This is a genomic window from Streptomyces ferrugineus (genome assembly GCF_015160855.1).
Lineage (GTDB): Bacteria > Actinomycetota > Actinomycetes > Streptomycetales > Streptomycetaceae > Streptomyces > Streptomyces ferrugineus.
Genome location: NZ_CP063373.1, coordinates 9,224,556 through 9,249,807, shown reverse-complemented (window position 1 = coordinate 9,249,807; position 25,252 = coordinate 9,224,556). Strand labels below are relative to the sequence as shown.

Annotated in this window: 27 protein-coding genes and 3 tRNA genes; 22 read left to right on the top strand and 8 right to left on the bottom strand. The window is 70.7% G+C overall.

What is annotated here, in order from left to right; all coding sequences use genetic code 11:
- Positions 1 to 7: 7 nt before the first annotated feature.
- The 3 genes from IM697_RS41040 to IM697_RS41030 form a co-directional block, all read right to left on the bottom strand.
- Positions 8 to 706, bottom strand: a complete 699-nt coding sequence (locus tag IM697_RS41040) for a response regulator transcription factor (protein WP_322734540.1) — start codon at positions 704 to 706, stop codon at positions 8 to 10.
- A 467-nt stretch (positions 707 to 1,173) separates the two neighbouring features.
- Complete coding sequence (locus IM697_RS41035; protein ID WP_194042090.1) at positions 1,174 to 2,538, bottom strand: sensor histidine kinase; 1,365 nt, start codon at positions 2,536 to 2,538, stop codon at positions 1,174 to 1,176.
- Positions 2,539 to 2,712: 174 nt separating this feature from the next.
- A complete protein-coding gene (locus IM697_RS41030; RefSeq protein WP_194042088.1) occupies positions 2,713 to 3,942 on the bottom strand; it encodes a sensor histidine kinase in 1,230 nt (409 codons plus the stop codon).
- 291 nt (positions 3,943 to 4,233) lie between these two features.
- Here IM697_RS41030 and IM697_RS41025 point away from each other — a divergent pair, with 291 nt between their 5' ends.
- From IM697_RS41025 to IM697_RS40965, 13 genes are all read left to right on the top strand, one after another.
- Complete coding sequence (locus IM697_RS41025) at positions 4,234 to 4,656, top strand: NADH-quinone oxidoreductase subunit A (RefSeq protein WP_194042086.1); 423 nt, start codon at positions 4,234 to 4,236, stop codon at positions 4,654 to 4,656.
- Complete coding sequence (locus IM697_RS41020) at positions 4,647 to 5,294, top strand: NADH-quinone oxidoreductase subunit B (RefSeq protein WP_194042084.1); 648 nt, start codon at positions 4,647 to 4,649, stop codon at positions 5,292 to 5,294. Before IM697_RS41025 ends, IM697_RS41020 begins: the two co-directional genes overlap by 10 nt.
- Positions 5,291 to 7,327 (top strand): NADH-quinone oxidoreductase subunit C, encoded by a 2,037-nt coding sequence (locus IM697_RS41015; RefSeq protein WP_194042082.1) that lies wholly within the window; start codon positions 5,291 to 5,293, stop codon positions 7,325 to 7,327. The genes IM697_RS41020 and IM697_RS41015 overlap by 4 nt, the downstream gene beginning before the upstream one ends.
- Positions 7,324 to 8,292, top strand: a complete 969-nt coding sequence (locus IM697_RS41010) for a complex I subunit 1/NuoH family protein (protein WP_194042080.1) — start codon at positions 7,324 to 7,326, stop codon at positions 8,290 to 8,292. The genes IM697_RS41015 and IM697_RS41010 overlap by 4 nt, the downstream gene beginning before the upstream one ends.
- A 2-nt stretch (positions 8,293 to 8,294) precedes the next feature.
- On the top strand, positions 8,295 to 8,843 hold the full coding sequence (locus tag IM697_RS41005; RefSeq protein ID WP_194042078.1) for a NuoI/complex I 23 kDa subunit family protein: 549 nt from the start codon (positions 8,295 to 8,297) through the stop codon (positions 8,841 to 8,843).
- The gene (locus IM697_RS41000) at positions 8,840 to 9,514 is read left to right on the top strand and encodes an NADH-quinone oxidoreductase subunit J family protein (protein ID WP_194042076.1); all 675 of its coding nucleotides are present in this window, start codon (positions 8,840 to 8,842) and stop codon (positions 9,512 to 9,514) included. The genes IM697_RS41005 and IM697_RS41000 overlap by 4 nt, the downstream gene beginning before the upstream one ends.
- A complete protein-coding gene (gene nuoK / locus IM697_RS40995) occupies positions 9,514 to 9,903 on the top strand; it encodes an NADH-quinone oxidoreductase subunit NuoK (RefSeq protein WP_194042074.1) in 390 nt (129 codons plus the stop codon). The genes IM697_RS41000 and nuoK overlap by 1 nt, the downstream gene beginning before the upstream one ends.
- Complete coding sequence (locus IM697_RS40990; RefSeq protein ID WP_194042072.1) at positions 9,900 to 11,894, top strand: NADH-quinone oxidoreductase subunit 5 family protein; 1,995 nt, start codon at positions 9,900 to 9,902, stop codon at positions 11,892 to 11,894. Before nuoK ends, IM697_RS40990 begins: the two co-directional genes overlap by 4 nt.
- A 6-nt stretch (positions 11,895 to 11,900) precedes the next feature.
- On the top strand, positions 11,901 to 13,475 hold the full coding sequence (locus tag IM697_RS40985) for a complex I subunit 4 family protein (RefSeq protein WP_194042070.1): 1,575 nt from the start codon (positions 11,901 to 11,903) through the stop codon (positions 13,473 to 13,475).
- Entirely contained in the window at positions 13,472 to 14,995 is a 1,524-nt protein-coding gene (locus tag IM697_RS40980) for an NADH-quinone oxidoreductase subunit N (protein ID WP_194042068.1), read from the top strand. The genes IM697_RS40985 and IM697_RS40980 overlap by 4 nt, the downstream gene beginning before the upstream one ends.
- 224 nt (positions 14,996 to 15,219) lie before the next feature.
- On the top strand, positions 15,220 to 16,083 hold the full coding sequence (gene htpX / locus IM697_RS40975) for a zinc metalloprotease HtpX (protein WP_194042066.1): 864 nt from the start codon (positions 15,220 to 15,222) through the stop codon (positions 16,081 to 16,083).
- A complete protein-coding gene (locus IM697_RS40970) occupies positions 16,080 to 16,475 on the top strand; it encodes a YccF domain-containing protein (RefSeq protein ID WP_194042064.1) in 396 nt (131 codons plus the stop codon). Before htpX ends, IM697_RS40970 begins: the two co-directional genes overlap by 4 nt.
- 96 nt (positions 16,476 to 16,571) lie before the next feature.
- Complete coding sequence (locus tag IM697_RS40965; RefSeq protein WP_194042062.1) at positions 16,572 to 17,138, top strand: SMI1/KNR4 family protein; 567 nt, start codon at positions 16,572 to 16,574, stop codon at positions 17,136 to 17,138.
- Positions 17,139 to 17,405: 267 nt separating this feature from the next.
- Here the strand turns inward: IM697_RS40965 and IM697_RS40960 are convergent, their stop codons facing one another.
- Positions 17,406 to 18,665 (bottom strand): APC family permease, encoded by a 1,260-nt coding sequence (locus IM697_RS40960; protein ID WP_194042060.1) that lies wholly within the window; start codon positions 18,663 to 18,665, stop codon positions 17,406 to 17,408.
- Positions 18,666 to 18,801: 136 nt separating this feature from the next.
- On the opposite strand from IM697_RS40960, the gene IM697_RS40955 reads away from it, so the two are divergent.
- Complete coding sequence (locus IM697_RS40955) at positions 18,802 to 19,068, top strand: GlsB/YeaQ/YmgE family stress response membrane protein (RefSeq protein ID WP_194042058.1); 267 nt, start codon at positions 18,802 to 18,804, stop codon at positions 19,066 to 19,068.
- A gap of 136 nt (positions 19,069 to 19,204) precedes the next feature.
- Here the strand turns inward: IM697_RS40955 and IM697_RS40950 are convergent, their stop codons facing one another.
- Positions 19,205 to 19,693 carry a YajQ family cyclic di-GMP-binding protein gene (locus IM697_RS40950; protein WP_194042056.1) on the bottom strand — a complete coding sequence of 163 codons (489 nt, stop codon included), beginning with the start codon at positions 19,691 to 19,693 and terminating at the stop codon, positions 19,205 to 19,207.
- A 226-nt stretch (positions 19,694 to 19,919) separates the two neighbouring features.
- Between IM697_RS40950 and IM697_RS40945 the strand changes: the two genes are divergently transcribed.
- Positions 19,920 to 20,001 (top strand) — tRNA-Tyr (locus IM697_RS40945).
- 85 nt (positions 20,002 to 20,086) lie between these two features.
- Positions 20,087 to 20,299, top strand: coding sequence for a hypothetical protein (locus IM697_RS40940; protein ID WP_194042054.1), 213 nt, complete (start codon positions 20,087 to 20,089; stop codon positions 20,297 to 20,299).
- 19 nt (positions 20,300 to 20,318) lie between these two features.
- Here IM697_RS40940 and IM697_RS40935 read toward each other — a convergent pair whose 3' ends face one another.
- From IM697_RS40935 to IM697_RS40925, 3 genes are all read right to left on the bottom strand, one after another.
- On the bottom strand, positions 20,319 to 20,699 hold the full coding sequence (locus IM697_RS40935) for a nuclear transport factor 2 family protein (RefSeq protein ID WP_194042052.1): 381 nt from the start codon (positions 20,697 to 20,699) through the stop codon (positions 20,319 to 20,321).
- A gap of 2 nt (positions 20,700 to 20,701) precedes the next feature.
- Positions 20,702 to 21,358 (bottom strand): SDR family oxidoreductase, encoded by a 657-nt coding sequence (locus tag IM697_RS40930; protein WP_194042050.1) that lies wholly within the window; start codon positions 21,356 to 21,358, stop codon positions 20,702 to 20,704.
- Between the two features lie 209 nt (positions 21,359 to 21,567).
- On the bottom strand, positions 21,568 to 22,833 hold the full coding sequence (locus IM697_RS40925; RefSeq protein ID WP_194042048.1) for an amidohydrolase family protein: 1,266 nt from the start codon (positions 22,831 to 22,833) through the stop codon (positions 21,568 to 21,570).
- Between the two features lie 231 nt (positions 22,834 to 23,064).
- Here IM697_RS40925 and IM697_RS40920 point away from each other — a divergent pair.
- The 6 genes from IM697_RS40920 to IM697_RS40895 all read left to right on the top strand — a co-directional run bounded on the left by IM697_RS40920 (position 23,065) and on the right by IM697_RS40895 (position 25,235).
- Positions 23,065 to 23,137, top strand: a tRNA-Thr gene (locus tag IM697_RS40920).
- A gap of 46 nt (positions 23,138 to 23,183) precedes the next feature.
- Positions 23,184 to 23,256, top strand: a tRNA-Met gene (locus IM697_RS40915).
- An 89-nt stretch (positions 23,257 to 23,345) separates the two neighbouring features.
- On the top strand, positions 23,346 to 23,510 hold the full coding sequence (gene rpmG, locus IM697_RS40910) for a 50S ribosomal protein L33 (RefSeq protein WP_003948671.1): 165 nt from the start codon (positions 23,346 to 23,348) through the stop codon (positions 23,508 to 23,510).
- A gap of 149 nt (positions 23,511 to 23,659) precedes the next feature.
- Positions 23,660 to 24,121, top strand: coding sequence for a MaoC family dehydratase N-terminal domain-containing protein (locus IM697_RS40905; RefSeq protein WP_194042046.1), 462 nt, complete (start codon positions 23,660 to 23,662; stop codon positions 24,119 to 24,121).
- A 5-nt stretch (positions 24,122 to 24,126) separates the two neighbouring features.
- Positions 24,127 to 24,555, top strand: coding sequence for a MaoC family dehydratase (locus IM697_RS40900; protein ID WP_194042044.1), 429 nt, complete (start codon positions 24,127 to 24,129; stop codon positions 24,553 to 24,555).
- A 116-nt stretch (positions 24,556 to 24,671) separates the two neighbouring features.
- A complete protein-coding gene (locus IM697_RS40895) occupies positions 24,672 to 25,235 on the top strand; it encodes a TetR/AcrR family transcriptional regulator (protein WP_194042042.1) in 564 nt (187 codons plus the stop codon).
- The last annotated feature ends 17 nt before the right edge of the window (positions 25,236 to 25,252 follow it).

The window sequence follows — 25,252 nt, the reverse complement described above, 5'->3', positions numbered from 1 at the left end:
CGCTCCATCAGGAGTTCAGGTAGGTGAGAACCGCGAGCACACGCCGGTGATCCCCGTCGCTCTGGGACAGCCCGAGCTTGAGGAAGATGTTGCTGACGTGCTTCTCCACGGCGCCGTCGCTCACCACGAGCTGCCGGGCGATGGCCGAGTTGGTCCGCCCTTCGGCCATCAGCCCCAGGACCTCCCGCTCCCGTGGGGTGAGCCCCGCGAGCACGTCCTGCTTACGGCTGCGGCCCAGCAGCTGGGCGACGACCTCCGGGTCGAGGGCCGTACCCCCCTGGGCGACGCGCACCACCGCGTCCACGAATTCCCGGACCTCCGCCACGCGGTCCTTCAGCAGATAGCCGACCCCGTGGCTGGAACCGGCCAGCAGCTCCGTGGCGTACCGCTCCTCCACGTACTGCGACAGCACGAGTACCCCGAGGCCGGGGTGTGACTTGCGCAGCAGCACGGCCGCCCGCACTCCCTCGTCGGTATGCGTCGGCGGCATCCTCACGTCCGCGACCACCACGTCCGGCAGCTCGCCCTGTCCGTCCAGCTCCGCGATGGTCTTGACCAGCGCGTCGCCGTCCCCGACCCCCGCGACGACCTCATGTCCACGGTCGGTCAACAGCCGGGTCAGCCCCTCCCTGAGCAGCACCGAGTCCTCGGCGATGACCACCCGCACCCTGTCCTCCACGATCCTCGGCCCCCCGAGCCTTGGCATTCGGCCGAGCGTCCCCCGGCCCTGTCGTCCCTCGCGATCTCAGTATCTCGCGATCGGCTCTTCCGCACCGGGCCTGTGGATAACCTGCCGGATCCGGTTCGGATCGTGTGGGGACGAAGGGGCGACTTTAGGGGCGCATGGTCGTGAAGCGCTCAGGGAGTGCTTGCGCACAAGCGGATTCGGCAATTCAGCAATCAGCAATTCGAGACGGATTCGACAGACGGATTCGACAAACAGTTCGGCACCCGGGATCCGGCACGGCCCCGGCACGGCCCCGGCATGGTTCGGTATGCAGGATCCGGCAGGTGGGAGTCGGCACATGGAAACCGATGGGCGGAAACCCGCGGGCGGAAACCGGCAGACGGCAAACCGGCGGGTGGAAACCGGCAGACGGCAATCCGGCTCCGGACCAACCGGAGCCGGATCCCACCCTCGGTGGGCCGAACGGCCCGCCCGAACTACCCGAACTACACGGTCCGCCAGGGCAGCTCCGCCGTCACCCGCGTCGGCCCTCCGACCGGCGAGTCCACCACCAGAATCCCGTCCACCGCGTCCAGTCGCCCGGCCAGCCCCGCGAGCCCCGAACCGGCGGAGGTGTCCGCACCGCCGATCCCGTTGTCCACGACCTGCAGCATCAGCCGGTTCTCCACCCGCCACACGTCCACGGCCGCCCAGGTGGCCCGCGAGTGCTTGCTGATGTTCTGCAGCAGCTCCGACACCGTGAAGTACGCGATCCCCTCGATCGCCGGCACCGGCCGCTCCTCCAGGTCGACCTGGACCTCCACCGGCACCGTGCACCGCGAGGCCACGGCCGACAGCGCCGCGTCCAGACCGCGGTCGGTCAGGACCGCCGGATGGATGCCGCGCGCCAGATCGCGCAGCTCCTGAAGCGCCGTCTTCACCTCGCCGTGCGCCTCGTCCACCATGCGCGCGGCGGCCTGCGGATCCTCCGCCAGCTTCTCCTTGGCCAGGCCCAGATCCATGGCCAGGGCCACCAGCCGGGCCTGGGCACCGTCGTGCAGGTCGCGCTCGATGCGCCGCAGATCGGCAGCGGCCGTATCGACCACGACACCGCGGTCGGACTCCAGCTCCACCACGCGCGTGGCCAGCCGCGTCGGCCCGAGCAGGCCGTGCACCAGCAGCCGGTCCACCATGGTCAGCGCCCGCACGATCCACGGCGTGGCCAGCGTGAACAGCAGGCCCACCAGGGCGGTCACCGTGATCTCGAAGGGGTTGTCGAGGTAGATGCTGTGGGTCTCGTCGCCGAAGACCTGGAGGCCGTCCTGACCGGCCCACATCGGGAAGACCCAGAACCACAGCGGGTACGTCAGCAGCGCCCAGCCGTAGGCCCACACGTTCAGGGCGACGACGAAGGAGAACACCGCCCACGGGAAGTGCAGCACCGCGTACAGCAGGGCCCGCCACGAGGTGCCGCTCTTCAGTACGGCGCCCATCCACCCCATGAAGCCGCCCCGGCGTATCCGCAGCGGCTCCGGCTCGGCCACCTCCAGCTTCAGCAGCGCACGCGCGCGTGCCCGCTCCAGCGCCCCGAAGCCCCGGCAGCCGGCCAGGGCCGCCGCCAGCACCGGGATGCCGAGGAACGTCACCAGCAGGCCGGCGCCCAGCGACACCATCGTGATGGCGTACACGAACAGCACGAGGCTGATCGGGAAGCTCAGGAGCACGTACCCGAACTCGCGCCAGCTACGTGCCTCGAACGGCGCCCGCAGCCCGGCCGGCAGCCGGTGCCGTCGCTCGCCGCGCTGCTCGGGAAGGCCGCGCTCTGGGAAGTCGAGCCCCTGCCCGTAGCCCTGTCCGTAATCCGTGGCCATCGGCGTCGTCCGTTCTCCTCGTCCCGTCAGCCCCGCCGGGGGCTGTGCCGTCGTATCTCCACCCTGCTGCAGCGCAGGTCCGGGGAACATGGAGGCCGTCGGCGTCTTGAACGGGGGGTTTTCCCTACCCCTGCCCGGGCCCTACCTCTGCCCGGGCCCACCCCTGGCCGGGCGCTACCCCCGCTCGAGCGTGCGGTCCCGCCAGGGCAGCTCGGCCGTCACGGTCGTGGGGCCGCCGTGCGGTGACTCGATGACGAACAGCCCGTCCACGGCCTCCAGCCGGTCGGCGAGCCCACGCATGCCCGTACCGCCGTCCAGGCGCGCACCCCCGCGGCCGTCGTCCCACACCTGGATGAGCAGCCGGTCGTCCGCCCGCCACACGTCCACTGACGCCGACTTCGCCCCGCTGTGCTTGCTGACGTTCTGCAGCAGCTCGGAGACGGTGAAGTAGGCGATGCCCTCGATGGCCTGGACCGGCCTGGACACCAGGTCGACCGTCACCTTCACCGGCACCGTGCAGCGCGAGGCCACCGCCGACAGGGCGGCGTCCAGGCCTCGGTCCGTCAGTACGGCCGGATGGATGCCGCGCGCCAGATCGCGCAGCTCCTGAAGCGCCAGCTTCACCTCGCCGTGCGCCTCCTCGACCATCGAGGCGGCCGAGTCGGGGTCCTCCAGGAGCTTCTCCTTGGCCAGGCCCAGCCCCATGGCGAGGTTGACCAGCCGGGCCTGCGCGCCGTCGTGCAGATCGCGTTCGATGCGCCGCAGATCGGCGGCCGCCGTGTCCACGACGACCCCCCGGTCCGTCTCCAGCTCGGCGATCCGGCGCTCCAGCTCGTCGGAGGGCGACAGCAGGCCGCGCACCATCGCCCGGTCCGCGTTCGCCAGGCCCCGCGCGATGAACGGCAGCACCGGCCACAGCACGAACAACGAGGTCAGCGCGATGACGAAGGTGAGGATGCCCCAGGGCAGCCGGATGAAGTCGTACAGGATCGTGCGCCAGCCGACCGGGTCCTTCAGCGCCTGCCACAGCTGCGGGAAGAAGCCGTCCCTGCCGCCGCGCAACGGCAGCGGACTCGGCTCGGCCACCTCCACGCCCAGCAGCGCACGCGCGCGTGCCCGCTCCAGCTTGCCCAGCTGCCGCGCGCCCATCAGGCCGGCCGCGAGCAGCGGGAACCCGATCACCGTCAGCGTCAGCATCGCGCCGGTGAACAGCACCACCGCGACGTAGGTGAAGCCGAGCAGGCACAGCGGAAGGTTCGCCAGGAGGTGCGCGATCTCCTTCCAGGTGTGCCGGTCGTAGGCGAATCGGGCGGGCGGCAGCGGCGCTTGCCGGCCGTCGAGCGGCGCTTTCTCGCCGTCGGGCCGCCGGGAGGCGTCCCGCGAAGGGCTGGGGCGTTCGGTCATATGGGCTAGCGTGCCGCGCGGTGCGCCGCCGCGCCATGGAGCGGACCGCCGCGCTCTCCGGGGGAAAACCCCACCCCGCGCCCGACCGGGCGACGCCTCGGTGTGTCCCTTGAGCATCTCGACGAGATCTCAACGCGTGACGGGCTGCTTACGGTGTCTTTAGCAGGGCCTAGACTCCCGTGCGTACAGATCGTCGAACAGCGGTGTTCACGAGTTCACATATCGCAGGACACTGGTCCCAGGGCCTGTTCCTGGGGCATCGGTCACGAGGTCAGGGAGCGAGGGACGGACGTGTCGGAACAGACCGTCGTCGTCGCGGCGGATGTGCACAACGTCGTCGTCTCGGCGGACTACTTCCAGTCCTACTCGGTCGTCGGGCTGCTCGCCGTTATCGGCATGCTGTTCGTCGCCGTCGCCTTCGGGGCGGGCCGACTGCTGCGCCCCGTCGTTCCCACGCCCGAGAAGCTCATGACGTACGAGTGCGGAGTCGACCCCGTCGGTGAGGGCTGGGCCCACACCCAGGTCCGCTACTACGTCTACGCCTTCCTGTACGTGATCTTCGCCATCGACTCGATCTTCCTGTTCCCCTGGGCGACGATCTTCGCCGCCCCCGGCTACGGCGCGACCACACTCGTCGAGATGTTCGTCTTCCTCGGCTTCCTGGCCGTCGGCCTGCTCTACGCATACAAGAAGGGCGTTCTGGCATGGACGTGACGCCAGACACCGAGGGGCAGCAGCCGGTTCTGCTGCCGGAGCCGAAGCGGCTGGGCGCGCTGGCCCGCCTCGCGCCCGAGCCCATGAAGGTGATCCTCAACTGGGGCCGGCGCTACTCCCTCTGGGTCTTCAACTTCGGCCTCGCCTGCTGCGCGATCGAGTTCATCGCCGCGTCGATGGCCCGCCACGACTTCATCCGCCTCGGCGTGATCCCCTTCGCGCCGGGCCCCCGCCAGGCCGACCTGATGGTGGTCTCGGGCACAGTGACGGACAAGATGGCCCCCGCCGTGAAGCGCCTGTACGAGCAGATGCCCGAGCCGAAGTACGTCATCTCCTTCGGCGCGTGCTCCAACTGCGGCGGCCCCTACTGGGACTCCTACTCCGTCACCAAGGGCGTCGACCAGATCATCCCGGTCGACGTCTACGTCCCCGGCTGCCCGCCGCGCCCCGAGGCCCTGCTCCAGGGAATCCTGAAGCTCCAGGAGAAGATCGCGCGGGAGTCCCTGGGCGAGCGCTACGGCACGGCCACGACACGGCCGTCCACGGCGGCACTGCAGAGCGGCCTGGTCCGGGCGCCGGAGGCCGGCGGTGCTCGGGGTACCGGTACCGGTACCGATACCGGGGAGGCCGACCGATGACGACGACCGGCTGGCTGCCCGCCCCCGTCGAGGACCTCTTCGGCCCGGAGGCCACGGCCGAGGAGTCCTACGACGTCCTCACCGTCGACGTACCCCCGACCTCCTGGATCGCGGCGCTGCAGGCCGCCCGTGACGAGCTGGGCTGCACCTACTTCGACTGGCTGAGCGCGGTCGACGAACCGGGCACGGGCTTCCGCATCGCGGCCCACGTCGCCGCCCTGTCACCGGTACGGCGCCTGCTGGTCCGTACGACGGTCCCGCACGAGGCACCGACGCTGCCCTCGGCCGTCGGCGTCTACGCGGGCGCGGCCTGGCACGAGCGCGAGACGCACGAGATGTTCGGCGTGATGTTCGCCGACCACCCGGCCCTGGACCACCTGCTCCTCCCGGACAACTTCGAGGGCCACCCCCTGCGCAAGGACTTCGTCCTCGCCGCCCGCGTGGCCAAGGCCTGGCCCGGTGCCAAGGAACCCGGCGAATCCGAACACGGCGGCCCCAAGCGCCGCCAGATGCTCCCACCCGGCGTACCCGACCCGAACGAATGGGGCCCCCTGAAGGGCCAACTCCCCCCTGCCCCGGCCCGCCCGGCCCGAGGCACGGGACGCACAGCCGGGGAGCGCCCGGCACGCGCAGCGGGAGAACGCCCGGTGCGGCGTGCGCGCACGGCTGCCGAGGGTTCGGCCAGCCAGACGGAGGCTTCGACGGGCGGTGCCCCGGGCCGCGCTCGTTCGGCCGCCGAGGGTTCGGCGAGCCAGACCGGGGCTGCGGCGGGCGGGACTCCGGCAGCGGGTGGTGCGCCGCGTCGCGCGCGTACTGCTGCCGAGGGTTCGGCGAGCCAGGCGGAGGCTTCGACGGGCGGTGCAGCGGCGGCGGGCGGTGCCCCGGGCCGTGCTCGTTCGGCCGCCGAGGGTTCGGCCAGTCAGACGGAGGCTTCGGCCGGTGGGGCTCCTGCGGCGGATGCGGTACGGCGTGCCCGTACGGCGGCGGAGGGGTCGGTCAGTCAGCAGCAGGCGGCTTCCGGGGCGGAGGCCTCGGCAGCGGCCGACGAGACCGCCGCTGCCGCCGAGACCTCGCCGGAAACGGGCACCGCGCCGGCAGGCACCGGCACATCGCCGGCCGTATCCGGCAGGCCGACGGGGCCACGCCGCGCGCGCAGCGCGAGCGAGGGCTCGGCGAGCCAGCGAGCGGAGGCCCCGGCCGACACGACCAACGACGGCGAGGGCGACGGGCAGGAGACGCCCGCGCCCAGCACCCCGCCCACCCGCCGCGCGCGCAGCGCGAGCGAAGGCTCGGCATCGCAACGCCCGGCACCGGACACCACCCCGACCGGCCCCCGCCGATCCCGCAGCACATCGGAGGGCTCGGCGAGCCAGAGGGCCGCCACTCCAGAAACGGCCGCCGGCGATACAGCTGCCTCGGCGCCGGAGGCATCGGACAGCGTGGCATCCGGCACGGCCGCGCCCGGCACAGCGGCGCCTGGGACAGCCCCGACCGACACAACGGCGCCTGGGACAGCCCCGTCCGGCACGGAGGCTTCCGACGCGGAGGCGTCCGGCACGGCTGCAGGCAACGACGCCCCGTCGGCCGCCACGGGCGACGAAGCCACAACGCCCCCGGCCTCCGCCGCCCCGTCGGCCACCCCGAAGCCCTCCACAGCTCCCCGCAGCCCGGACGCCCCGTGGCACCACGCCCGCCCGGCCTTCGACGAGCCGGAACCGAAGCCACGAGCCGAGCCGGAACCGGAGCGCCGAGCCGAGCCGGCACCCGAGCACCGAGCCGAGCCGCGGCCGGACGCCGAGCCGGCGCCGGACGCCGCGGCCGAACCGGACGCCGAGCGCCGCGCCGAGCCCGACCCGCACCCCGAGCCGGCACCCGAGCAATCCGGCCCGCACCCCGACCCGACACCCGAGCAACCCGCCCCCGGCGACGCGGCCGTCACAGACCCCGAGCCGAATGCCGGCCCGGGCGTCATCCCCGACCAGTCCCCGGAATCCGACGACGACCGCACTGACCCCGCAGGAGGCCCGCAGTGAACGACGCGCTTGACGTCACCCTGCGACTCCTGATCGTCTTCGTCGTCTTCCTCACCTTCCCTCTGATCATCGGTCAGACCGAGCACAAGGTGATGGCGCACATGCAGGGCCGCGTCGGCCCGATGTACGCCGGTGGCTTCCACGGCTGGGCCCAGCTCGTCGCCGACGGCGTGAAGTTCGCGCAGAAGGAGGATGTCGTCCCGGCAGGCGCGGACCGCCGTATCTTCCAGCTCGCCCCGGCCGTCGCCCTCCTCCCTTACCTGCTCGTCCTGCTCGCCATCCCCATCGGCCCGAGCGAAGGCGCGGTCGGCGCGGTCATCGACGCCGGCATCTTCTTCGTACTCGCCGTGATGGGCGTCGGCGTCCTCGGCTCGCTCATGGCCGGCTGGGCCTCCGCCAACAAGTTCTCCCTCCTCGGCGGACTGCGTACCGCCGCCCAGCTTCTCGCCTACGAACTCCCGATGCTGCTGGCCGCCGCCTCCGTGGCGATGGCGGCCGGCACCGTCTCCCTCCCCGGCATCCTCGACGCCTTCGAGTGGTGGTGGCTGCCCTGGCAGATCGTCGGCGCGATCGTCTTCTTCGTCGCCGGCCTCGCCGAACTCCAGCGCCCGCCCTTCGACATGCCCGTCGCCGACTCGGAGATCATCTTCGGCGCCTACACCGAGTACACCGGTCTTCGCTTCGCCCTCTTCCTCCTCGCCGAGTACGCCGGAATCATCGTCCTGTGCGGCCTGACCACCGTCCTCTTCCTGGGCGGCTGGCACGGCCCCTGGGGCGCCGACGGCCTCGGCTGGGTCTGGACCCTGCTGAAGACGGCCGTCCTCGCCTTCATCGTGATCTGGCTCCGCGTCACCTACCCCCGCCTGCGCGAGGACCAGCTCCAGAAGCTCTCCTGGACCTGCCTTGTCCCCCTCTCTCTCGCCCAGATCGCCCTCACCGGCATCGTCAAGGTGGTGATCAACTAACCATGGCCCCCATCCCCGGCTCCGGCCTCGCCAAGGGCCTGGCCGTCACCCTCCGCACGATGACGAAGAGGTCCGTCACCGCGCAGTACCCGGACGCCCAGCCCGACCTCCCGCCCCGCACCCGTGGCGTGATCGGCCTGTTCGAGGAGAACTGCACGGTCTGCATGCTCTGCGCCCGCGAGTGCCCGGACTGGTGCATCTACATCGACTCCCACAAGGAGACCGTCCCGGCGGTGACCCCCGGCGGCCGCGAGCGCAGCCGCAACGTCCTCGACCGCTTCGCCATCGACTTCTCCCTGTGCATGTACTGCGGTATCTGCATCGAGGTCTGTCCTTTCGACGCCCTGTTCTGGTCTCCGGAGTTCGAGTACGCCGAGACCGACATCCGCGACCTCACCCACGAGCGCGACAAACTCCGCGAGTGGATGTGGACCGTCCCGGCCCCGCCCGCGCTGGACCCCGGCGCGGAGGAGCCCAAGGAGATCGCCGCCGCCCGCAAGACCGCCGAGAAGCTGGCCGCCGCGCAGGAACCGCAGGAGGGAGAGTCGTGAGCCTTGCCGCCGAGACCCACGGCTTCCTCTCCCCGACCGGCGTCGAGATCGCCTTCCTCCTCGTCGGCCTGGTCACCTTCGGCGCCGCCCTGGTCACCGTCACCACCCGGCAGCTGGTGCACGCCGCCCTGTGGCTGGTGGTCGCGCTCGGTGGCCTCGCCGTGGAGTACCTCCTGCTCACCGCCGAGTTCATCGCCTGGGTGCAGGTCCTCATCTATGTGGGCTCCGTCGTCGTCCTCCTTCTGTTCGGTCTGATGCTCACCAGGGCCCCCATCGGCCGCTCCCCGGACGCCGACTCCGGCAACCGCTGGATCGCCCTCACCGTCGCCGTCGCCGCCGCGGCCACGCTGGTCTGGGTGGTCGTCGACGCCTTCCGCACGACCTGGATCGACCTCGACGGCCCCGCCGCCGGCTCCACCAGGGCCACCGGCGAGAGCCTCTTCCAGAACTGGGTCCTTCCCTTCGAGGCCCTCTCCGTCCTCCTCCTCACGGCCCTGGTAGGCGCGATCGTCCTGTCCCGCAAGGCGAAGGCCGAGTCGAGTTCTCCCTCTGTGAACTCCCGAGCCGGGACCGGCAGTTCCCCATCCGTCCCGGATTCCCGCAATCACACGATCGGGCGAAATGAGCCGGTCCAGGGAACCGGTCCGGACGAGCAGGAAGGCGCCCGCTGATGCATCTCGCCTATCCCGCCGTACTCTCCGCCCTCCTCTTCTGCACCGGCCTGTACGGCGTCCTCGCCCGCCGCAACGCGATCCTGGTCCTGATGTCGGTCGAGCTGATGCTCAACGCCGTCAACCTCAACCTGGTCGCCTTCGACGTCTGGCTCAGCAAGGCCGCCGTGGAGACCCTGCACTCCGGCCAGGCCCTGACCCTGTTCACCATCACCATCGCCGCCGCCGAGATCGGCATCGGCCTGGCGATCGTCCTCGCCGTCCACCGCAACCGCGGCACCTCTGACATCGACAAGCTCCGCGACACCGCCGAAGGCCCCGACACCGACGGCTCCGACCGCGACGCCCTCACGGCCGCGCAGGGCGAGAAGGCTGAGGCCACCGCGTGACCACGACCACCCTCGCCGTACTCGTCCCCCTCCTTCCGTTCCTCGGCGCCGCGGCCGGCCTGCTCCTGGGCCGCACAGCCCCCGGCTTCGTCCGCCCGCTCGCCGTACTGCCGACATTCGCCTCGCTGGTACTCGCCGCGGTGGTCGCCGTGCGCCAGGGCGGCGACCAGGCGGTCAACGCCGCCACCGGACTGACGCCCACCGGCTCGGTCCCGATCGAACTCGCCCTGTACGTCGACGGCTTCGCCGCCCTCGTCGCCGTACTCGTCGGCGTCGTCGCCACCTGCGTGCAGATCTACTCCACGGGCTATCTGCGCGAGGACCCGCGCTACCCGTCGTACGCCGCGCTGGTCTCCCTGTTCACCTCCGCGATGCTGCTCGTCGTCTACTCCGGCGACCTGATGGTGCTGCTGGTCGGCTGGGAGATCATGGGCATCTGCTCGTACTTCCTGGTCGGCCACTACTGGGAGACCCCGGAGGCCCGCGCCGCCTCCATCAAGGCCTTCCTGGTGACCAAGCTCGGCGACGTCCCTTTCCTCATCGGCCTGTTCGCGCTGGCCACCGACGCCGGGTCGTTCCGCATCACGAAGGTCCTCGACACCGTCGCGAGCGGCGGACTCGACCACCCGACGCTGATCGCCCTGCTGCTTCTCGCGGGCGTTGCGGGCAAGTCGGCGCAGTTCCCGCTGCACACCTGGCTCCCGGACGCGATGGCGGGCCCGACGCCCGTCTCCGCGCTGATCCACGCCGCGACGATGGTCGCCGCCGGTGTCTACTTCATCGCCCGGCTCCTCCCGGTCTTCGAGGCATCCCGGGCCGCGATGATCGTCCTCGCCGTGATGGCCGCCGTCACCATGGCCGGCTCGGCGCTCGCCGCGCTCGCCCAGGACGACATCAAGCGCGTCCTCGCCTACTCGACGATCGGCCAGCTCGGCTACATGACCGGCGCCCTCGCCGTCGCCGACCGCGGTGCCGCCGTCTTCCACCTCCTGTCGCACGGCGCCTTCAAGGCGCTGCTGTTCCTCGCGGCCGGCGTGATCATCCACGCCGCCGGCACCAACTCGCTGGCCGCCATGTCCCGCATGAGCCACCTGCGCGACCGCGTCCCCGACGCCTACTGGACGATGACCGTGGCGCTCCTCGCGCTCGCCGCGATCCCGCCCTTCAGCGGCTTCTTCTCCAAGGAGTCCGTCCTCGGCGCCGCCGAACACGTCGCCACCGGCAGCACCGAGCACGCCCCCGGCGCCGCGGGCTGGCTCGTCCTCCTCGCCGGCCTGCTCACGGCCCTGCTCACCGCCGCGTACGCGATGCGCCTGTGGCTGCTGGCCTTCCGCGGCCGGGGCGCCGAGGCCCCCGACCACGGCAGGCAGCCGCTGACCATGACCGTGGTGCTGTGGGTGCTCGCCGCCCCGTCCCTCGCCGTCGGAGCGTTCGCCTACCGCGTGCTCCCCGACTGGTTCGACGGCGACGACCTCACCCCGACCCTCACCACCTCCGTCGTCGGCACGGGCGTGGCCCTGGTCGGCGGCATCGTCACCTACGCCGCCTGGCGCCACACCACCTCGCTCGCCGCCCGCGTGCCGCTGGGTGCGGTCGCGGCCCACCCCGAGGGCGACGCCGCCCAGGTCGAGGCCGAGGCCATCGCCAGTCACGCGCCCGTGTACGGGGGAGTGGCCTACGCGCCCGACCCGGCGGACCCCGGCCGGCTGCTGCTCGGCCCGCTGCACCGGCACGCCGCCGTCGGCTTCCACCTCGATGCCGTCTACCGGGCGTTGTTCGTCCGCCCGGTCCAGGGCGGCGCGAGTCTCGTCCGGTTCCTCGACCGCGAGGTCGTCGACACCTACGTACGAGGCGCGGGCGCCCTACCCCGCTGGCTCGGCATCGCCGTACGGCGCGCCCAGACCGGCAATGTGCAGACCTATGTGAGCGCGCTGCTCGCCGGCACCGTCGTCCTCGCGGTCGCCGCCGTCCTCGTCGCCACGGGAGCGTGAGCAGGCGTGATCGATATCAACGAGTCCGTGATGCAGTTCCTTCTGGCGTTCGTCGTCGTCGGCCCGCTCCTCGGCGCGGCCGCCGCCCTTCTGCCCGCCCCGCCCGGACTGAAGGGGAAGTCCCCCGAGCAGGCGGTGCTCCGGCACGGCGTCACCGTCACCGGCGCGGTCCTCATCGCGGCGATCATCCTCGCGCTCGGCTTCGACCACGACCAGCCGTCGAAGATGCAGGCCAGCACGGACATCAGCTGGATCCCCGCACTCGACGTGCGCATCCACCTCGGCATCGACGGCATCTCCCTCCCCCTTCTGGTCCTGACCGCGCTGCTGACCTTCCTCTGCGCGCTCTACTCGTACTTCAAGATGCCTTCGGGCCCGACCCCGAAGGCCTTCGTCGCACTGCTGCTCGTCCTGGAGTCCGGCACCCTCGCCACCTTCGCCGTCCTCGACCTGCTGCTGTTCTTCCTCGCCTTCGAGATGGTCCTGATCCCGATGTACTTCCTCATCGCCCGCTGGGGCGGCGAGGACCGGGCCGCGGCCGCCTGGAAGTTCATCCTCTACACGCTGCTCGGCTCCGTGGTCATGCTGCTCGGCCTGCTCCTGATCGGAATCAAGGCGGGCACATTCGACATGGTGGCACTCGCCACTGACAACGGCCGGTCACTGACCACATCCGTGCAGGTCATCGCCGTTCTGGCGATCGGGATCGGGCTCGCGGTGAAGACGCCGATGTGGCCGCTGCACAGCTGGCTGCCCGACGCCCACACCGCCGCGCCGACCGTCGGCTCGGTCCTGCTGGCCGGTGTCCTGCTGAAGATGGGCACCTACGGGTTCGTCCGCATCCTGCTGCCGATCACACCCGACGGGTTCGCGGACTTCGCGCCGTACCTCGCAGCCTTCGCCGTCGTCGGGATCATCTACGGATCCCTGGCCTGCCTCGCCCTCGCCAAGCAGGGCGCGAAGGGCGACCTCAAGCGCCTCATCGCATACTCCTCCGTCGGCCACATGGGCTTCGTCCTGCTCGGCATCGCCACGATGACCCCGACCGGCGTGAACGGCGCCCTGTTCGCCAACATCGCCCACGGCCTCATCACCGGCCTGCTGTTCTTCCTGGTCGGCGCACTGAAGGACCGTACGGGCACCACCGACCTCGACGCCCTCGCCGAGGAGACCGGAGCCGCGCTGTACGGCAAGGCCCCGCGCCTGGGCGGCCTGCTCGCCTTCGCCGCGGTCGCCTCGCTCGGGCTGCCGGGTCTCGCCGGGTTCTGGGGCGAGATGCTCGCGCTGTTCGGCGCGTTCGAACCCGCCGCCGGCCTCAGCCGCCCGGCCTTCCTCACCTTCATGACGATCGGCGCCTTCGGCACCCTCCTCACGGCCGCCTACCTGCTCGTCGTGGTCCGCCGCGTCTGCATGGGCGCCGCGCCGCGGGAAGCCCCGAAGCTCGCCGACGTCCAGAGTTACGAGTTCGCGGCCTGGACCCCGCTCGTCGCCCTCACCGTCGTCGCCGGACTGTGGCCCAAGACCCTCCTCGGCCTGACCGACCCGGCCGTGCAGCAGCTCCTCGCAGGAGGCACCCGATGAGCTCCCTGGCCCAGCCGCTGGCCGCGAACCTCGTCCAGTCCGTGGACTGGCTCGCCATCGCGCCGCCCACCATCGCGGCGGCCGTCGGACTCGCGGTCCTCGTCGCCGACCTGTTCGTCGCGGACAACAAGAAGGCCCTGCTCGGCTGGACCTCGGTGGCCGGCCTTGCCGCGTCCGTGCTGATGCTGCTGCCGCTCCTCGACGGTGACCGCTCGACGTTCTGCCTGGCCGGCGACGCCGGTCTGTGCAGCTATACGGCCGACCGCTTCACCCTCGTCATCCAGTTCCTGGTCCTCGGCGGCGCCCTCCTCGCAGCCCTCCTGTCGGTCACCGCCCTCAAGGACGCCGACAAGCAGCTTCCCGAAGGGGAGTTCTGGTTCCTGCTGCTCTCCTCGGCCGCCGGGGCCGCCCTGCTGCCCGCCTCCCGGGACCTGGCGACCCTCATCGTCGCCCTGGAAGTCGCCTCGCTCCCCGCCTTCGCGCTGGTGGGCCTGCGCTACGGCGACCGCAAGTCCTCCGAAGCGGCCCTGAAGTTCTTCCTGTCCTCGGTCACCGCGACGGCGGTCAGCCTCATGGGCATCAGCTTCGTGTACGCCTCCACCGGCACCCTCTACCTCACGCAGATCGCCGACCGCATCCAGAACGTCGACGGACAGCTCCAGACCCTCGCCCAGACCGGAGTCGTCCTCACTCTCGTCGGCTTCGCCTTCAAGACGGCCGCCGTGCCCTTCCACTTCTGGGTGCCGGACACCTACGTAGGCGCGCCCCTGCCGGTCGCCGCCTACCTGTCGGTCGTCGGCAAGGCCGTCGGCTTCACCGGCCTGATCCTCGTCACGGTCATCGCCCTGCCGTCGTACGACGACGTCTGGGGACCCGCCCTCGCGGCGCTGGCCGCCCTCACCATGACCGTCGGCAACGTCGGAGCCCTGCGTCAGCAGGCCACGCGCGCGTACAGCGCGGTACGCCTGCTCGCCTGGTCCTCCATCGGGCAGGCCGGCTACCTCCTGGTGCCAATCGCCGCCGCCGCGTACTCGGACGACGCCGAGCGGTCCATCGGATCGACCGTCGCCTACGCCCTCATGTACGCCGCCGTGAACCTCGGCGCCTTCGCGGTGGCCGCCCTGGTCGGCCGCACGAAGACCCTCAACCGCATCAGCGACTACCGCGGCCTGTACGCGCGCAACCCGCTGTCCGCCCTGATCCTGGCCTTCTTCCTGCTCTGCCTCGCCGGGCTCCCGCCGGGCATCATCGGTCTCTTCGCCAAGGTCACCGTCTTCTCCGCCGCAGTCGACGCGGGCCTCGGCTGGCTGGCCGTGGTCATGGCCGTCAATGTCGTGATCGCGCTGTTCTACTACCTCCAGTGGACGGCCCTGCTGTTCCGCGCCCCCGAGGGCGAGCCCGTCAGGCACCTCGTCCCCGCGCCGGTCACGGCCACCATGGCCCTCACCGGCGTCGTCGGCATCGCCCTGTCCGGAGCCCCCCAGCTGATCCTGCGCTTCGCCGACACCGGGCTCTTCTGAACCGGGGGAGCACTCCGTACGCGCGCGTGGGACGCCTCCCTCACGCGCGCGGGCGTGTTCACCCGTACGGCCCACTCCCGCAGCCGTACGCGCAAGGGAACCCATGACCCTCGCCTGGCGTTGACCAGTACAGAAGGGTCCACTGGACGTGAGACCACGGCACCAGTGGCATCGGAGAGCGACCAGCAAAGGGTTCCCCTGCCGCACGACTTGGAGGGCGTACCGTGCACCGCCGGCACAACGGGCTCAGGACCGCAGTACTCCTCGGGGGACTGTCCGCCCTCATCATCGTCATCGGCAGTTTCTTCGGCCGCATGGGGCTCGTCGTCGCAGTTGTGATCGCGCTGGGCACGAACGCGTACGCGTACTGGAACAGCGACAAGCTGGCGCTACGCGCGATGCGCGCCCGCCCGGTCAGCGAGTTCGAGGCCCCGGCGCTGTACCGCATGGTCCGCGACCTCTCCACCCAGGCGCGCCAGCCCATGCCGCGCCTGTACATCTCCCCGACAGAGGCGCCGAACGCGTTCGCGACGGGCCGCAATCCGCGCAACGCCGCCGTGTGCTGCACCGAAGGAATCCTGCGCATCCTCGACGAGCGCGAACTGCGCGGTGTCATCGGCCACGAGTTGAGCCACGTCTACAACCGCGACATCCTGATCTCGTCGGTCGCCGGCGCCCTGGCCTCGGTGATCATGTTCCTGGTCAACTTCGCCTGGCTGATCCCGATCGGCCGCTCCGACGACGATGACGGCCCCGGCCTTCTGGGCATGCTGCTGATCATGATCCTGGGCCCGCTCGCCGCCACGCTCATCCAGCTGGCCATCAGCCGCTCCAGAGAGTACGAGGCAGACGCCTCCGGCGCCCAGCTCACGGGCGACCCGCGCGCCCTCGCCAGCGCCCTGCGCAAGCTCGACGCCGGCACCAAGCAGCTTCCGCTGCCCCCCGAGCCGCGCATCGAGACCGCAAGTCACATGATGATCGCGAACCCGTTCCGTCCGGGGCAGGGATTCTCGAAGATGTTCTCCACCCACCCGCCGATGGCGGAACGTATTGCCCGGCTCGAGAAGATGGCAGGCCCCCCACGATGAAGACCATCCTCAACGTCATCTGGCTCGTCCTGAGCGGCTTTTGGCTGTTTCTCGGCTATCTGCTCGCGGGCCTGCTGCTGTGCATCACCATCATCGGCATCCCGTTCGGCATAGCCGCCTTCCGCATCGGCGTCTACGCCCTGTGGCCCTTCGGGTACACCACGGTCGAGCGCCGGGACGCCGGAGCCCCCTCCTGCGTCGGCAATGTGCTGTGGCTGGTCCTGGCGGGCTGGTGGCTCGCCATCGGCCATATCGTCACCGGTCTCGCCCTGTGCATCACGATCATCGGGATCCCGTTCGGCATCGCCAACTTCAAGCTGATCCCGGTGTCGCTGTTCCCGCTGGGCCGCGAAATCGTGCCGACGGACAGGCCGTTCGCATCGAGCTGGTAGCCGAACGGGACGGCAGCGGGAGCCGCAGGTTTTCCACAACCCGGCGGTTGTCCACAGGCCCGACCGGTTGTCAGTGGCGGCTTGCATCATGAATGCATGACCGAGAACGAGCAGTTGCTGACGAGGGTGGCGGACAAGGCCCGCGACACCCGACCGTGGGGCTGGACTTCACTTCCCGAGCCCGTGGACGCGGACACCGTGGCCCGCGCCGAGACCGCCCTCGGCTTCCGCCTGCCGTCACTGCTCGCCGACCTCTACCTTCGTATAGGGGACGGTGGATTCGGTCCGGAGTACGGCCTGTTGCCCCTGCTCGACAGCCCTCCGGCCGACGAGCCCGCCGCCGTCACGCAGTACCTCGCCAACCGCGAGAGCGCCCGCAAGGACCCGGACTGGCCCTGGCCCGAGGGCGTACTGCCGATATCCCACTGGGGCTGTGCGATGTACGCCTGTGTGGACTGCCGCAGCCCTCGGGCCACCGTCCTGCTCTTCGAACCGAACGCCGACGACGCCGACCACGCCTGGTACGTGGACGCTCCGAGCCTCACTGACTGGCTGTGCGCCTGGATGGACGGCACGGGCTGGTACGAGGAGATGAACGAGGAACAGGAGCTGGCCCCTTGGCCCGACTTCCGCATACGCACGGCCACGGCACGAGCGTTCTGAGGGGACGCGATCGGCGGACGGCGAGTGGACGGACGCCGGCTGAGCGGACGTGGGCCGACGGTTGGCGAGTGCGCTGAGTGGACCGAAGGCATTCGGTTTCTCGATGGCGTGAGCGGATCGCCGCACAACGGGACCGAGGCCGGTCGAGTCGCCCGCCGCCGAGCGCGACGGCACTGAGCGGACCGGTCCTGCCCTACGCCTCGGCGCGCCCGACCGCCGCCCGCCCGCCGCCCGCCCCGCCAACCACGACAGCAGCAGCCTCACGCCCTAACGCCCCCGCGCCGCCACCCACCGCCGTACCCCGTACACGACCACACCCACCGCCAGCACACCCGCACCGACAACGACCGAGACCGCAGGCAGCGAGAACGCCAGGACCCCGCACCCGAGAAGCCCCACCGCCGGTACGACGCGCGAAGCCGGTGTCGAGTCGAGGGTCCAGGCCGATGCGTTGGCCACGGCGTAGTACGCCAGCACACCGAAGGAGGAGAACCCGATCGCGCCTCGGACGTCCACCGTGGCGGCGAGGACCGCGACGACCGCGCCCACCGCGAGTTCGGCCCGGTGAGGCACCTGGAAACGTGGATGCACGGCCGCCAGAGCGCCGGGAAGATGCCGGTCGCGGGCCATGGCCAGCGTCGTCCGTGAGACGCCCAGGATCAGGGCGAGCAGCGAGCCGAGCGCGGCGACGGCGGCACCCACCCGTACCACCGGCTCCAGCGCCGGTACGCCGGCCGCCTGTACCGCGTCGGCCAGGGGTGCGCCCGCCTGCCCGAGACCATCCGACCCCAGAACAGAAAGGACAGCCACCGCCACGCACGCGTACACCACCAGCGCGATGCCCAGCGCCAGGGGAATCGCCCGGGGGATGGTGCGAGTGGGGTCCCGGACCTCCTCACCGAGGGTCGCGATCCGCGCGTACCCGGCGAACGCGAAGAACAGCAGGCCGGCCGCCTGAAGCACGCCGCCCACGCCCGCCGAGGTCCCGATGTCCAGGCGCCCGGCATCGGACTCCCCGGACCCGAGGCACACGACGACCACAGCGGCGAGGACAGCGAGGACCACCGCCACGATCGCCCGAGTCAGCCAGGCGGACTTCTGGACACCGCCGTAGTTCACCGCGGTCAGCGCGACCACGGCCGCGACCGCCACCGCATGCGCCTGCCCGGGCCAGACATACGCGCCCACAGTGAGCGCCATCGCCGCACAGGAGGCCGTCTTACCGACCACGAACGACCAGCCCGCGAGATAACCCCAGAACGGCCCGAGCCGCTCCCGCCCGTAGACATACGTGCCGCCCGAGGCCGGATACAGGGCGGCCAGGCGTGCCGACGACGTGGCGTTGCAGTAGGCGACCACGGCCGCGACCGCCAGCCCCAGCAGCAGTCCCGACCCGGCCGCGCGCGCCGCGGGCCCGAGCGCGGCGAAGATGCCGGCCCCGACCATCGAACCGAGCCCGATCACCACGGCGTCCCCGACCCCCAGGGTGCGTCGCAGCTCGGGAGAGGCAGAGCTGGGCGGTGTCATGGCCGGAACCCTACTGATCGCTGCAACCGGGGGGTGCCACCGGGACGTCCTGTTCATCAACAGAGCACGAACAAGCGCGCCCGAAATCACAGTGCCGAAACAGTGCAGGCACAGCGCGGAGGGGCAGGTTCAGGGCATGACGATCATCAGCTGGATCATTCTGGGGCTGTTGGCCGGGGCCATCGCCAAGTTCCTGCTGCCGGGCCGCGACCCGGGCGGCTTCATCGGCACGACGCTCATCGGCGTCGCGGGCGCGTTCATCGGTGGCTGGATCTCGGCCCGCTGGCTGGACCACCCGATCACCAAGGACTTCTACGACGGCGCGACATGGGCCTCGGCGATCGGCGGCTCCCTCGTGCTCCTGATCGCCTACCGCCTCCTGTTCGGTCATTCCCGCAACTGAGCGACCTCCGGGCGAGGACCGACAGCCGAAGCGCACTTCCTGACCGCAGCCAGCAGGCGAGAAGGGTGGGCACTCACACCGGGGGTGCCCACCCTTCCTCGTGAATCAGCCGGACCGTGGGCCGGCGATCAGCGGCTCACCGGTAGTTCACGAACTGCAGCGCGAAGTCGAAGTCCTTGCCCTTCAGCAGGGTGATCACGGCCTGGAGGTCGTCCCGGCTCTTGGAGCTGACCCGCAGCTCGTCGCCCTGGACCTGGGCCTTCACGCCCTTCGGGCCCTCGTCACGAATGATCTTCGCCACCTTCTTGGCGTTCTCCTGGGTGATGCCCTCCTGGATCGACGCGAAGATCTTGTACTCCTTGCCCGAGAGCTGGGGCTCGCCCGCGTCCAGGGCCTTCAGGGAGATCCCGCGCTTGATCAGCTTGGACTGGAAGACGTCGAGGACAGCGTTGACCCGGTCCTCGGAGTTCGCCTCCATGAGGATCTTCTCCCCGGACCACGAGATCGAGGCACCCACGCCCTTGAAGTCGTAGCGCTGCGAGATCTCCTTGGCGGCCTGGTTGAGGGCGTTGTCGACCTCCTGCCGCTCGACCTTCGAGACGATGTCGAAACTGGAGTCGGCCATGTCCTGTGGCTCCTTGTATCGGGGTGCGTGTGGGGTGCGTATCAGCGGGCGTGGGGGTGTCCGCCGAGCCCGGGGCAGGCCCCGGACCGCATCCGGACAAGCCTAGCCACCCGTGGTCCCCCGGGCGGCGATCAATCGGGTGGCGAAGCACCCCTGTGCATCGGGTATTGTTTACGTCGTTGCCGGGGAGGGCCGCCGAAAAGCGGTTCGAACGGCAGCGAACCCCGGCGGTGTGCCCGAGCGGCCAAAGGGAGCAGACTGTAAATCTGCCGGCTCAGCCTTCCCAGGTTCGAATCCTGGCGCCGCCACACTGGGGAAACCCCTCCGACCTACGGAAACGTAGAGCGGAGGGGTTTTCGCGTTCCAGGGTGGTGTGCGGGGCACACTGGCTCCATGAGCACGCGTCGCAGAAGATGCCCCGAGTGCCGGCGGGAGATCGCCGTCGTCGCCGGTCGGTTCGCACGGCACGACCCGCCGGGCGCGCGGCAGAGCGGGGAACTCGTGTCGTGTCCCGGATCACGGCGACACGCGGAACTCGGGGCCGCACAGCCCGCGTTGGACGGGTACGTCGTGCCCGAGTTCCCTGGTCAGCTGCCGCTGTTCTGAGCAGGCGCCCGAGCGCGCCCTAGCCGCCCGCTCGCACATCCATCCGCGCCACCAGCCCGTCCGCGTCGAACCGGTACACATGCTCGACCGTCTCCCGCGCCCACTGCTCACCCGACGCGTCGCGCATCCCCGGCCGTACGGTCGCCACCACGGCCTCGCCGTCACTGTCCGGGCGCAGCCCCTCCAGCCGTACGAGGGGATGCCCGGCGGCGAACTGCCGTGCCCAGTAGGCGCGTACCGCCTCGCGGCCGTGCAGGCGGACTGCGTCCAGGACGTTCGGCCAGTCCACGTCGGGGGCGAGGCACCGTTGCATGAAGGGCTCCCGCTCGTCTGTCGAGAACACCTCGTACATGCGCCGCAACAGCGCCACCTGCGCGGCGGGAACCCCCTCCGGCCTCATCCTCAGTTCCCCGCCACCGACTTCACCGCCACCGACACCGGGGCGGAGCCGCTGATCACTTCCAGGGTCAGTCCGGTCGTCGCGGGCGTGTCGAGCAACTCCGCCAGTACGGCGGCGACGTCGTCGCGTGGGATCGGGCCGCGGCCGGTGTGGGCCTCCAGGCGCACCTGTCCGGTTCCCGCGTCGTTCGTGAGCATGCCGGGGCGCAGGATCGTCCAGTCCAGGGCGTCCAGACCGCGGACGTACTCGTCGGCCGCGCCCTTGGCGCGCAGGTAGACGTCGAAGATCTCGTCGCCCTCGTGCCGCGGGTTCGCGCCCATCGACGACACGACCAGGAAGCGCCGTACGCCCGCCCGGACCGAGGCGTCCGCGAAGAGGACCGCCGCGTCCTTGTCCACCGTGTCCTTGCGGGCCGACCCGCTGCCCGGGCCCGCGCCGGCCGCGAAGACCGCCGCGTCCGCGCCCTGGAGTTGGGCCGCGACCTCCTCGACCGGGGCCGACTCCAGGTCCAGCAGGATCGGTTCGGCACCGGCCTCCCGCAGGTCGTCGGCCTGTTCTGCCTTGCGGATGATCCCCGCGACTTCGTCCCCGCGCGCGGCGAGCAGCCGCTCCAGCCGCAGCGCGATCTGACCATGACCACCAGCGATGACAATGCGCATGTTTCCGACCGTACGCCCGGACGGCCGCATCCGCCGCACGACTTCAGCCACGCCTCACACCTCTGGGGGCGTGCACCTCAGGCGCGAGCGCCGGGCGCGCGAGCCGCCAGCGCCTGCGTCACCCCATATCCGCGCCGACCGCACACAGAGCCGATCACTCGGCCGTGCCGCGGCTCCAGCGCCACCCACACCCAGACCCACACACCACCTCAGGACAGCTCCCCCCGCCCTTGCCGAGGCAACCCCAACTCCGCAGCCACAGCCGAGTTGCAGTACTCCCGCACCGCGCTCGTCCGCGCCACCACACGCCCCCGGTGCACCACAATGCGGCTGTACGCCAGTGACAGCGCCCCCGACAGCCGGTCCCCGCGCACCGCCAGCAACTCGGCCGGGAAGCCCGCCTCCACCCGCACCTCGGGCAGCCCCAGCGCCGCACGCGCCGACCCGCTCACGCAGTCGTACGCGTCCTCGGGGCGCAGCCCGTGGCGGGAAGACAGCAGGTAGGCGGCCTCCAGCGGGTCCCCGCGGCCGACCGGGTTCGACACGTCCCGCAGGGCGCCGCTCCCGGCGGCGACGCGTACGCCCGCGGAGCGGAGCAGTCGTACGGGCGCCGTGGCCCGCCGTTCCACGCCCCCGCAGCCGCCCTGCGGCAGGCACACCACCGTCACCCCGGCCGCGGCGAGCTGGTCCGCGGTGCGGGAGGCCGCCTGGGCGGGCAGGCGCCCGAGGCCGCCGCACGGGCCGAGGGTCACGCCGGGGCGCAGTCCGCCGGCCATCGCGGCGAGGCGGGACAGACGCGCCGGGTCGGTGGCGTCGGTGTGCAGGTCGACGGGGCAGCCGTGCTCGGAGGCGACCTCCAGGACCGCCTCCACATAACCCGTCGGATCCGGGTCCAGGTCGGGACAGCCCCCGACCACCGACGCGCCCATCTTCAGCGCGTCCCGCAGCATCGCGAGCCCGTCGGCCCCGGCCACGCCGGTCAGCAGCCGGGGCATCGCCACGGTCGTCAACTCGGTGAGCCCGCGCAGCGAACGCCGTGCCTGGAGTACGGCGGCCAGCGCGTTCAGCTCCTGGATCTCGCCCACGCGCACGTGGGCCCGCAGCACGGTCGCACCGTGCCCGAGCTGCAGCAGAGCGGCCTCGGTGGCCCGGCGCTGGACGTCATGGGGGTCGTAGGAGACCGGTCCGCCCTCGTCGGCGGAGAGGGCGGTGTCGCCGTGGGCATGCGGTTCGGCAGGGGCCGGCAGCAGCAGATAGCCGCCGAGGTCCACGCGGGTGCCGCACGCGCGCGTGCCGGCCGCCGTCAGGCTGCCGGCGGTGCCGACCGCCTCGATACGCCCGCCGTCCAGTCGTACGTCCACGGTCCGGCCGTCGGTGAGCCGTGCCCCGCACAGCAGCAGAGCACCCGGGTCGGCCGGTCCGGACGAGCCGGAGGAAGACGACGAGTGGGGCGGCTGGGGGTGGCTGTCGGGCATCGCGCTCCAGAGGCAAGATCACGCAGAGTGAGTCGAGCCTAGGGCGGCGATGGGGCCCTGGCGCGCAGGAGCGCAATAGTCGTACCGGTGTGGTCCACGCGCGCGAGCAGTGCCCGCGGTACCGCCATGGCCTGCGAGGTGGCGGGTGCCGGGTGGCCGAACGGCCGCCGACAGGGGCCGCGAAACGGATTTGGGTGAACGGCGGCTGAGCGTGTAATGTCTTCATCGCTCGCCCCAATAGCTCAGTCGGCAGAGCGTCTCCATGGTAAGGAGAAGGTCAACGGTTCGATTCCGTTTTGGGGCTCTGGTGTGAGAGGTTCCCGCCGCAAGGTGGGAACGGATCACATCACAGCGGTGTAGCTCAGTCGGTAGAGCAAGCGGCTCATAATCGCTGTGTCACCGGTTCAAGTCCGGTCACCGCTACTGACAGTAGCCGATTGCGGGGTCGGTCCTTCGATCGGCTACTCTTTCTTGCGTTAATTCATTCCATCCGTTCGTCAAGGAGCACTCACGTGGCTGCCACCGACGTCCGCCCGAAGATCACGCTGGCCTGCGTGGAGTGCAAGGAGCGGAACTACATCACCAAGAAGAACCGGCGTAACAACCCGGACCGTCTTGAGATGAAGAAGCACTGCCCGCGTTGCAACGCGCACACCGCGCACCGCGAGACGCGATAAATCAGGCTCGTACGCGAGGCCGCCCCCGACAGTGGGGGCGGCCTCGCGTCGTTTCGGGCCGGGTTACCGGTCGGTTCCGGCCGACCCCAGACGCATCAGCCAGGCGAGCCAGCAGGTCAACCGCAGCAGACAGCAGGAGGTACCGAGCCATGGCGCTCGACCAGTCCTTCGTGGGGCGGAGCTACCCGCCCACCGAGCCCTATGAGGTGGGCCGGGAGAAGATCCGCGAGTTCGCGCAGGCCGTGGGGGACACCAACCCGGCGTACACGGACCAGGAGGCCGCCAAGGCGCTCGGCCACTCCGATGTGATCGCCCCGCCGACTTTTGTCTTCTCCATCACTTTCAAGGCCGCCGGACAGGTCATCGAGGACCCGCAGCTCGGCTTGGACTACAGCCGAGTCGTGCACGGTGACCAGAAGTTCGCCTACACCCGCCCGGTGCGTGCAGGCGACCGGCTGACCGTCACCTCGACCATCGAGGCGATCAAGTCGATGGCGGGCAACGAGATCCTGGACATCCGCGGCGAGGTCCACGACGAGGCGGGGGAGCACGTCGTGACCGCCTGGACGAAGCTCGTGGCTCGTGGGGCGGACGCGGAAGGGAAGGCCTGAAGACGATGACGGCGAAGATCGCATACGGCGATGTCGAGGTCGGCACCGAACTGCCCGCCCAGGGCTTCCCCGTGACCCGTGCCACGCTCGTCCAGTACGCGGGTGCCTCCGGGGACTTCAATCCGATCCACTGGAACGAGAAGTTCGCCAAGGAGGTCGGGCTGCCGGACGTCATCGCGCACGGCATGTTCACCATGGCCGAGGCGATCCGTGTGGTCACCGACTGGACCGGCGACCCGGCGGCGGTCGTCGAGTACGGCGTCCGCTTCACCAAGCCCGTCGTCGTGCCGAACGACGACCAGGGCACCACGATCGAGGTCAGCGGCAAGGTCGCGGCCAAGCTCGACGACAACAAGGTCCGGGTGGACCTGACCGTGGTCAGTGAGGGCCGCAAGGTGCTCGGCATGTCGCGGGCGGTCGTACAGCTCTCGTGAGCGGCATGTGTAAGAGGCGCCCTCAATGGTGGGGCGCCTCTTACACATCCCGGCCGATGACACATTCTCCAACCGCACCTCTTGCCTAGTTAGTGATTGAGTACTAACTTGCTTTCATGGCCAGGATGAGCGCAGAGGAGAGGCGCGAGAGCGTCATCCGCGCGGCGACGACCGAGTTCGCGCGCGGCGGCTACTACGGCACGTCCACCGAGGCGATCGCCAAGCGGGTCGGCGTCTCGCAGCCGTATCTCTTCCGGCTCTTCCCGGGCAAGAAGGCGATCTTCCTCGCGGCGGCCGAACGCTGCGTGGCGGACACCATACGGATGTTCGAGGAGGCATCCCATGGGCTGGAGGGCGAAGAGGCCCTGCATGCCATGGGTGACGCCTACCGAAAGGTCGTCTCGGAGCAGCCCGAGCAGCTGATGATGCAGATGCAGATGTACCTCGCCGTGGCGGCCGCCGAGCAGGAGGGCGACCACGAGTTCGGCGAGGTCGTGCGCGCTGGCTGGACCCGGCTGTGGGACACCGTCCATCTGCCGCTGGGTGCGGACGTCGAGGAGACGACGACCTTCATGGCGTACGGAATGCTCATCAACTGCCTGGTGGCCATGGGTTTTCCGCCCGAGCACCGGGTCTGGGCGGGCATGGACCCGCAGGGGCGGGTCGAGGAGGGGTCGTAGGGGTCGGGTGGCGAGGT

Excerpts from the sequence above, each read along its gene's own strand:
- IM697_RS41040 (WP_322734540.1), bottom strand. The coding sequence starts at position 706 with ATGCCAAGGCTCGGGGGGCCGAGGATCGTGGAGGACAGGGTGCGGGTG.
- IM697_RS41035 (WP_194042090.1), bottom strand. The coding sequence starts at position 2,538 with ATGGCCACGGATTACGGACAGGGCTACGGGCAGGGGCTCGACTTCCCA.
- IM697_RS41030 (WP_194042088.1), bottom strand. The coding sequence starts at position 3,942 with ATGACCGAACGCCCCAGCCCTTCGCGGGACGCCTCCCGGCGGCCCGAC.
- IM697_RS41020 (WP_194042084.1), top strand. The coding sequence starts at position 4,647 with ATGGACGTGACGCCAGACACCGAGGGGCAGCAGCCGGTTCTGCTGCCG.
- IM697_RS41015 (WP_194042082.1), top strand. The coding sequence starts at position 5,291 with ATGACGACGACCGGCTGGCTGCCCGCCCCCGTCGAGGACCTCTTCGGC.
- IM697_RS41005 (WP_194042078.1), top strand. The coding sequence starts at position 8,295 with ATGGCCCCCATCCCCGGCTCCGGCCTCGCCAAGGGCCTGGCCGTCACC.
- nuoK (WP_194042074.1), top strand. The coding sequence starts at position 9,514 with ATGCATCTCGCCTATCCCGCCGTACTCTCCGCCCTCCTCTTCTGCACC.
- IM697_RS40980 (WP_194042068.1), top strand. The coding sequence starts at position 13,472 with ATGAGCTCCCTGGCCCAGCCGCTGGCCGCGAACCTCGTCCAGTCCGTG.
- IM697_RS40970 (WP_194042064.1), top strand. The coding sequence starts at position 16,080 with ATGAAGACCATCCTCAACGTCATCTGGCTCGTCCTGAGCGGCTTTTGG.
- IM697_RS40965 (WP_194042062.1), top strand. The coding sequence starts at position 16,572 with ATGACCGAGAACGAGCAGTTGCTGACGAGGGTGGCGGACAAGGCCCGC.
- IM697_RS40960 (WP_194042060.1), bottom strand. The coding sequence starts at position 18,665 with ATGACACCGCCCAGCTCTGCCTCTCCCGAGCTGCGACGCACCCTGGGG.
- IM697_RS40955 (WP_194042058.1), top strand. The coding sequence starts at position 18,802 with ATGACGATCATCAGCTGGATCATTCTGGGGCTGTTGGCCGGGGCCATC.
- IM697_RS40950 (WP_194042056.1), bottom strand. The coding sequence starts at position 19,693 with ATGGCCGACTCCAGTTTCGACATCGTCTCGAAGGTCGAGCGGCAGGAG.
- IM697_RS40940 (WP_194042054.1), top strand. The coding sequence starts at position 20,087 with ATGAGCACGCGTCGCAGAAGATGCCCCGAGTGCCGGCGGGAGATCGCC.
- IM697_RS40935 (WP_194042052.1), bottom strand. The coding sequence starts at position 20,699 with ATGAGGCCGGAGGGGGTTCCCGCCGCGCAGGTGGCGCTGTTGCGGCGC.
- IM697_RS40930 (WP_194042050.1), bottom strand. The coding sequence starts at position 21,358 with ATGCGCATTGTCATCGCTGGTGGTCATGGTCAGATCGCGCTGCGGCTG.
- IM697_RS40925 (WP_194042048.1), bottom strand. The coding sequence starts at position 22,833 with ATGCCCGACAGCCACCCCCAGCCGCCCCACTCGTCGTCTTCCTCCGGC.
- IM697_RS40905 (WP_194042046.1), top strand. The coding sequence starts at position 23,660 with ATGGCGCTCGACCAGTCCTTCGTGGGGCGGAGCTACCCGCCCACCGAG.
- IM697_RS40900 (WP_194042044.1), top strand. The coding sequence starts at position 24,127 with ATGACGGCGAAGATCGCATACGGCGATGTCGAGGTCGGCACCGAACTG.
- IM697_RS40895 (WP_194042042.1), top strand. The coding sequence starts at position 24,672 with ATGGCCAGGATGAGCGCAGAGGAGAGGCGCGAGAGCGTCATCCGCGCG.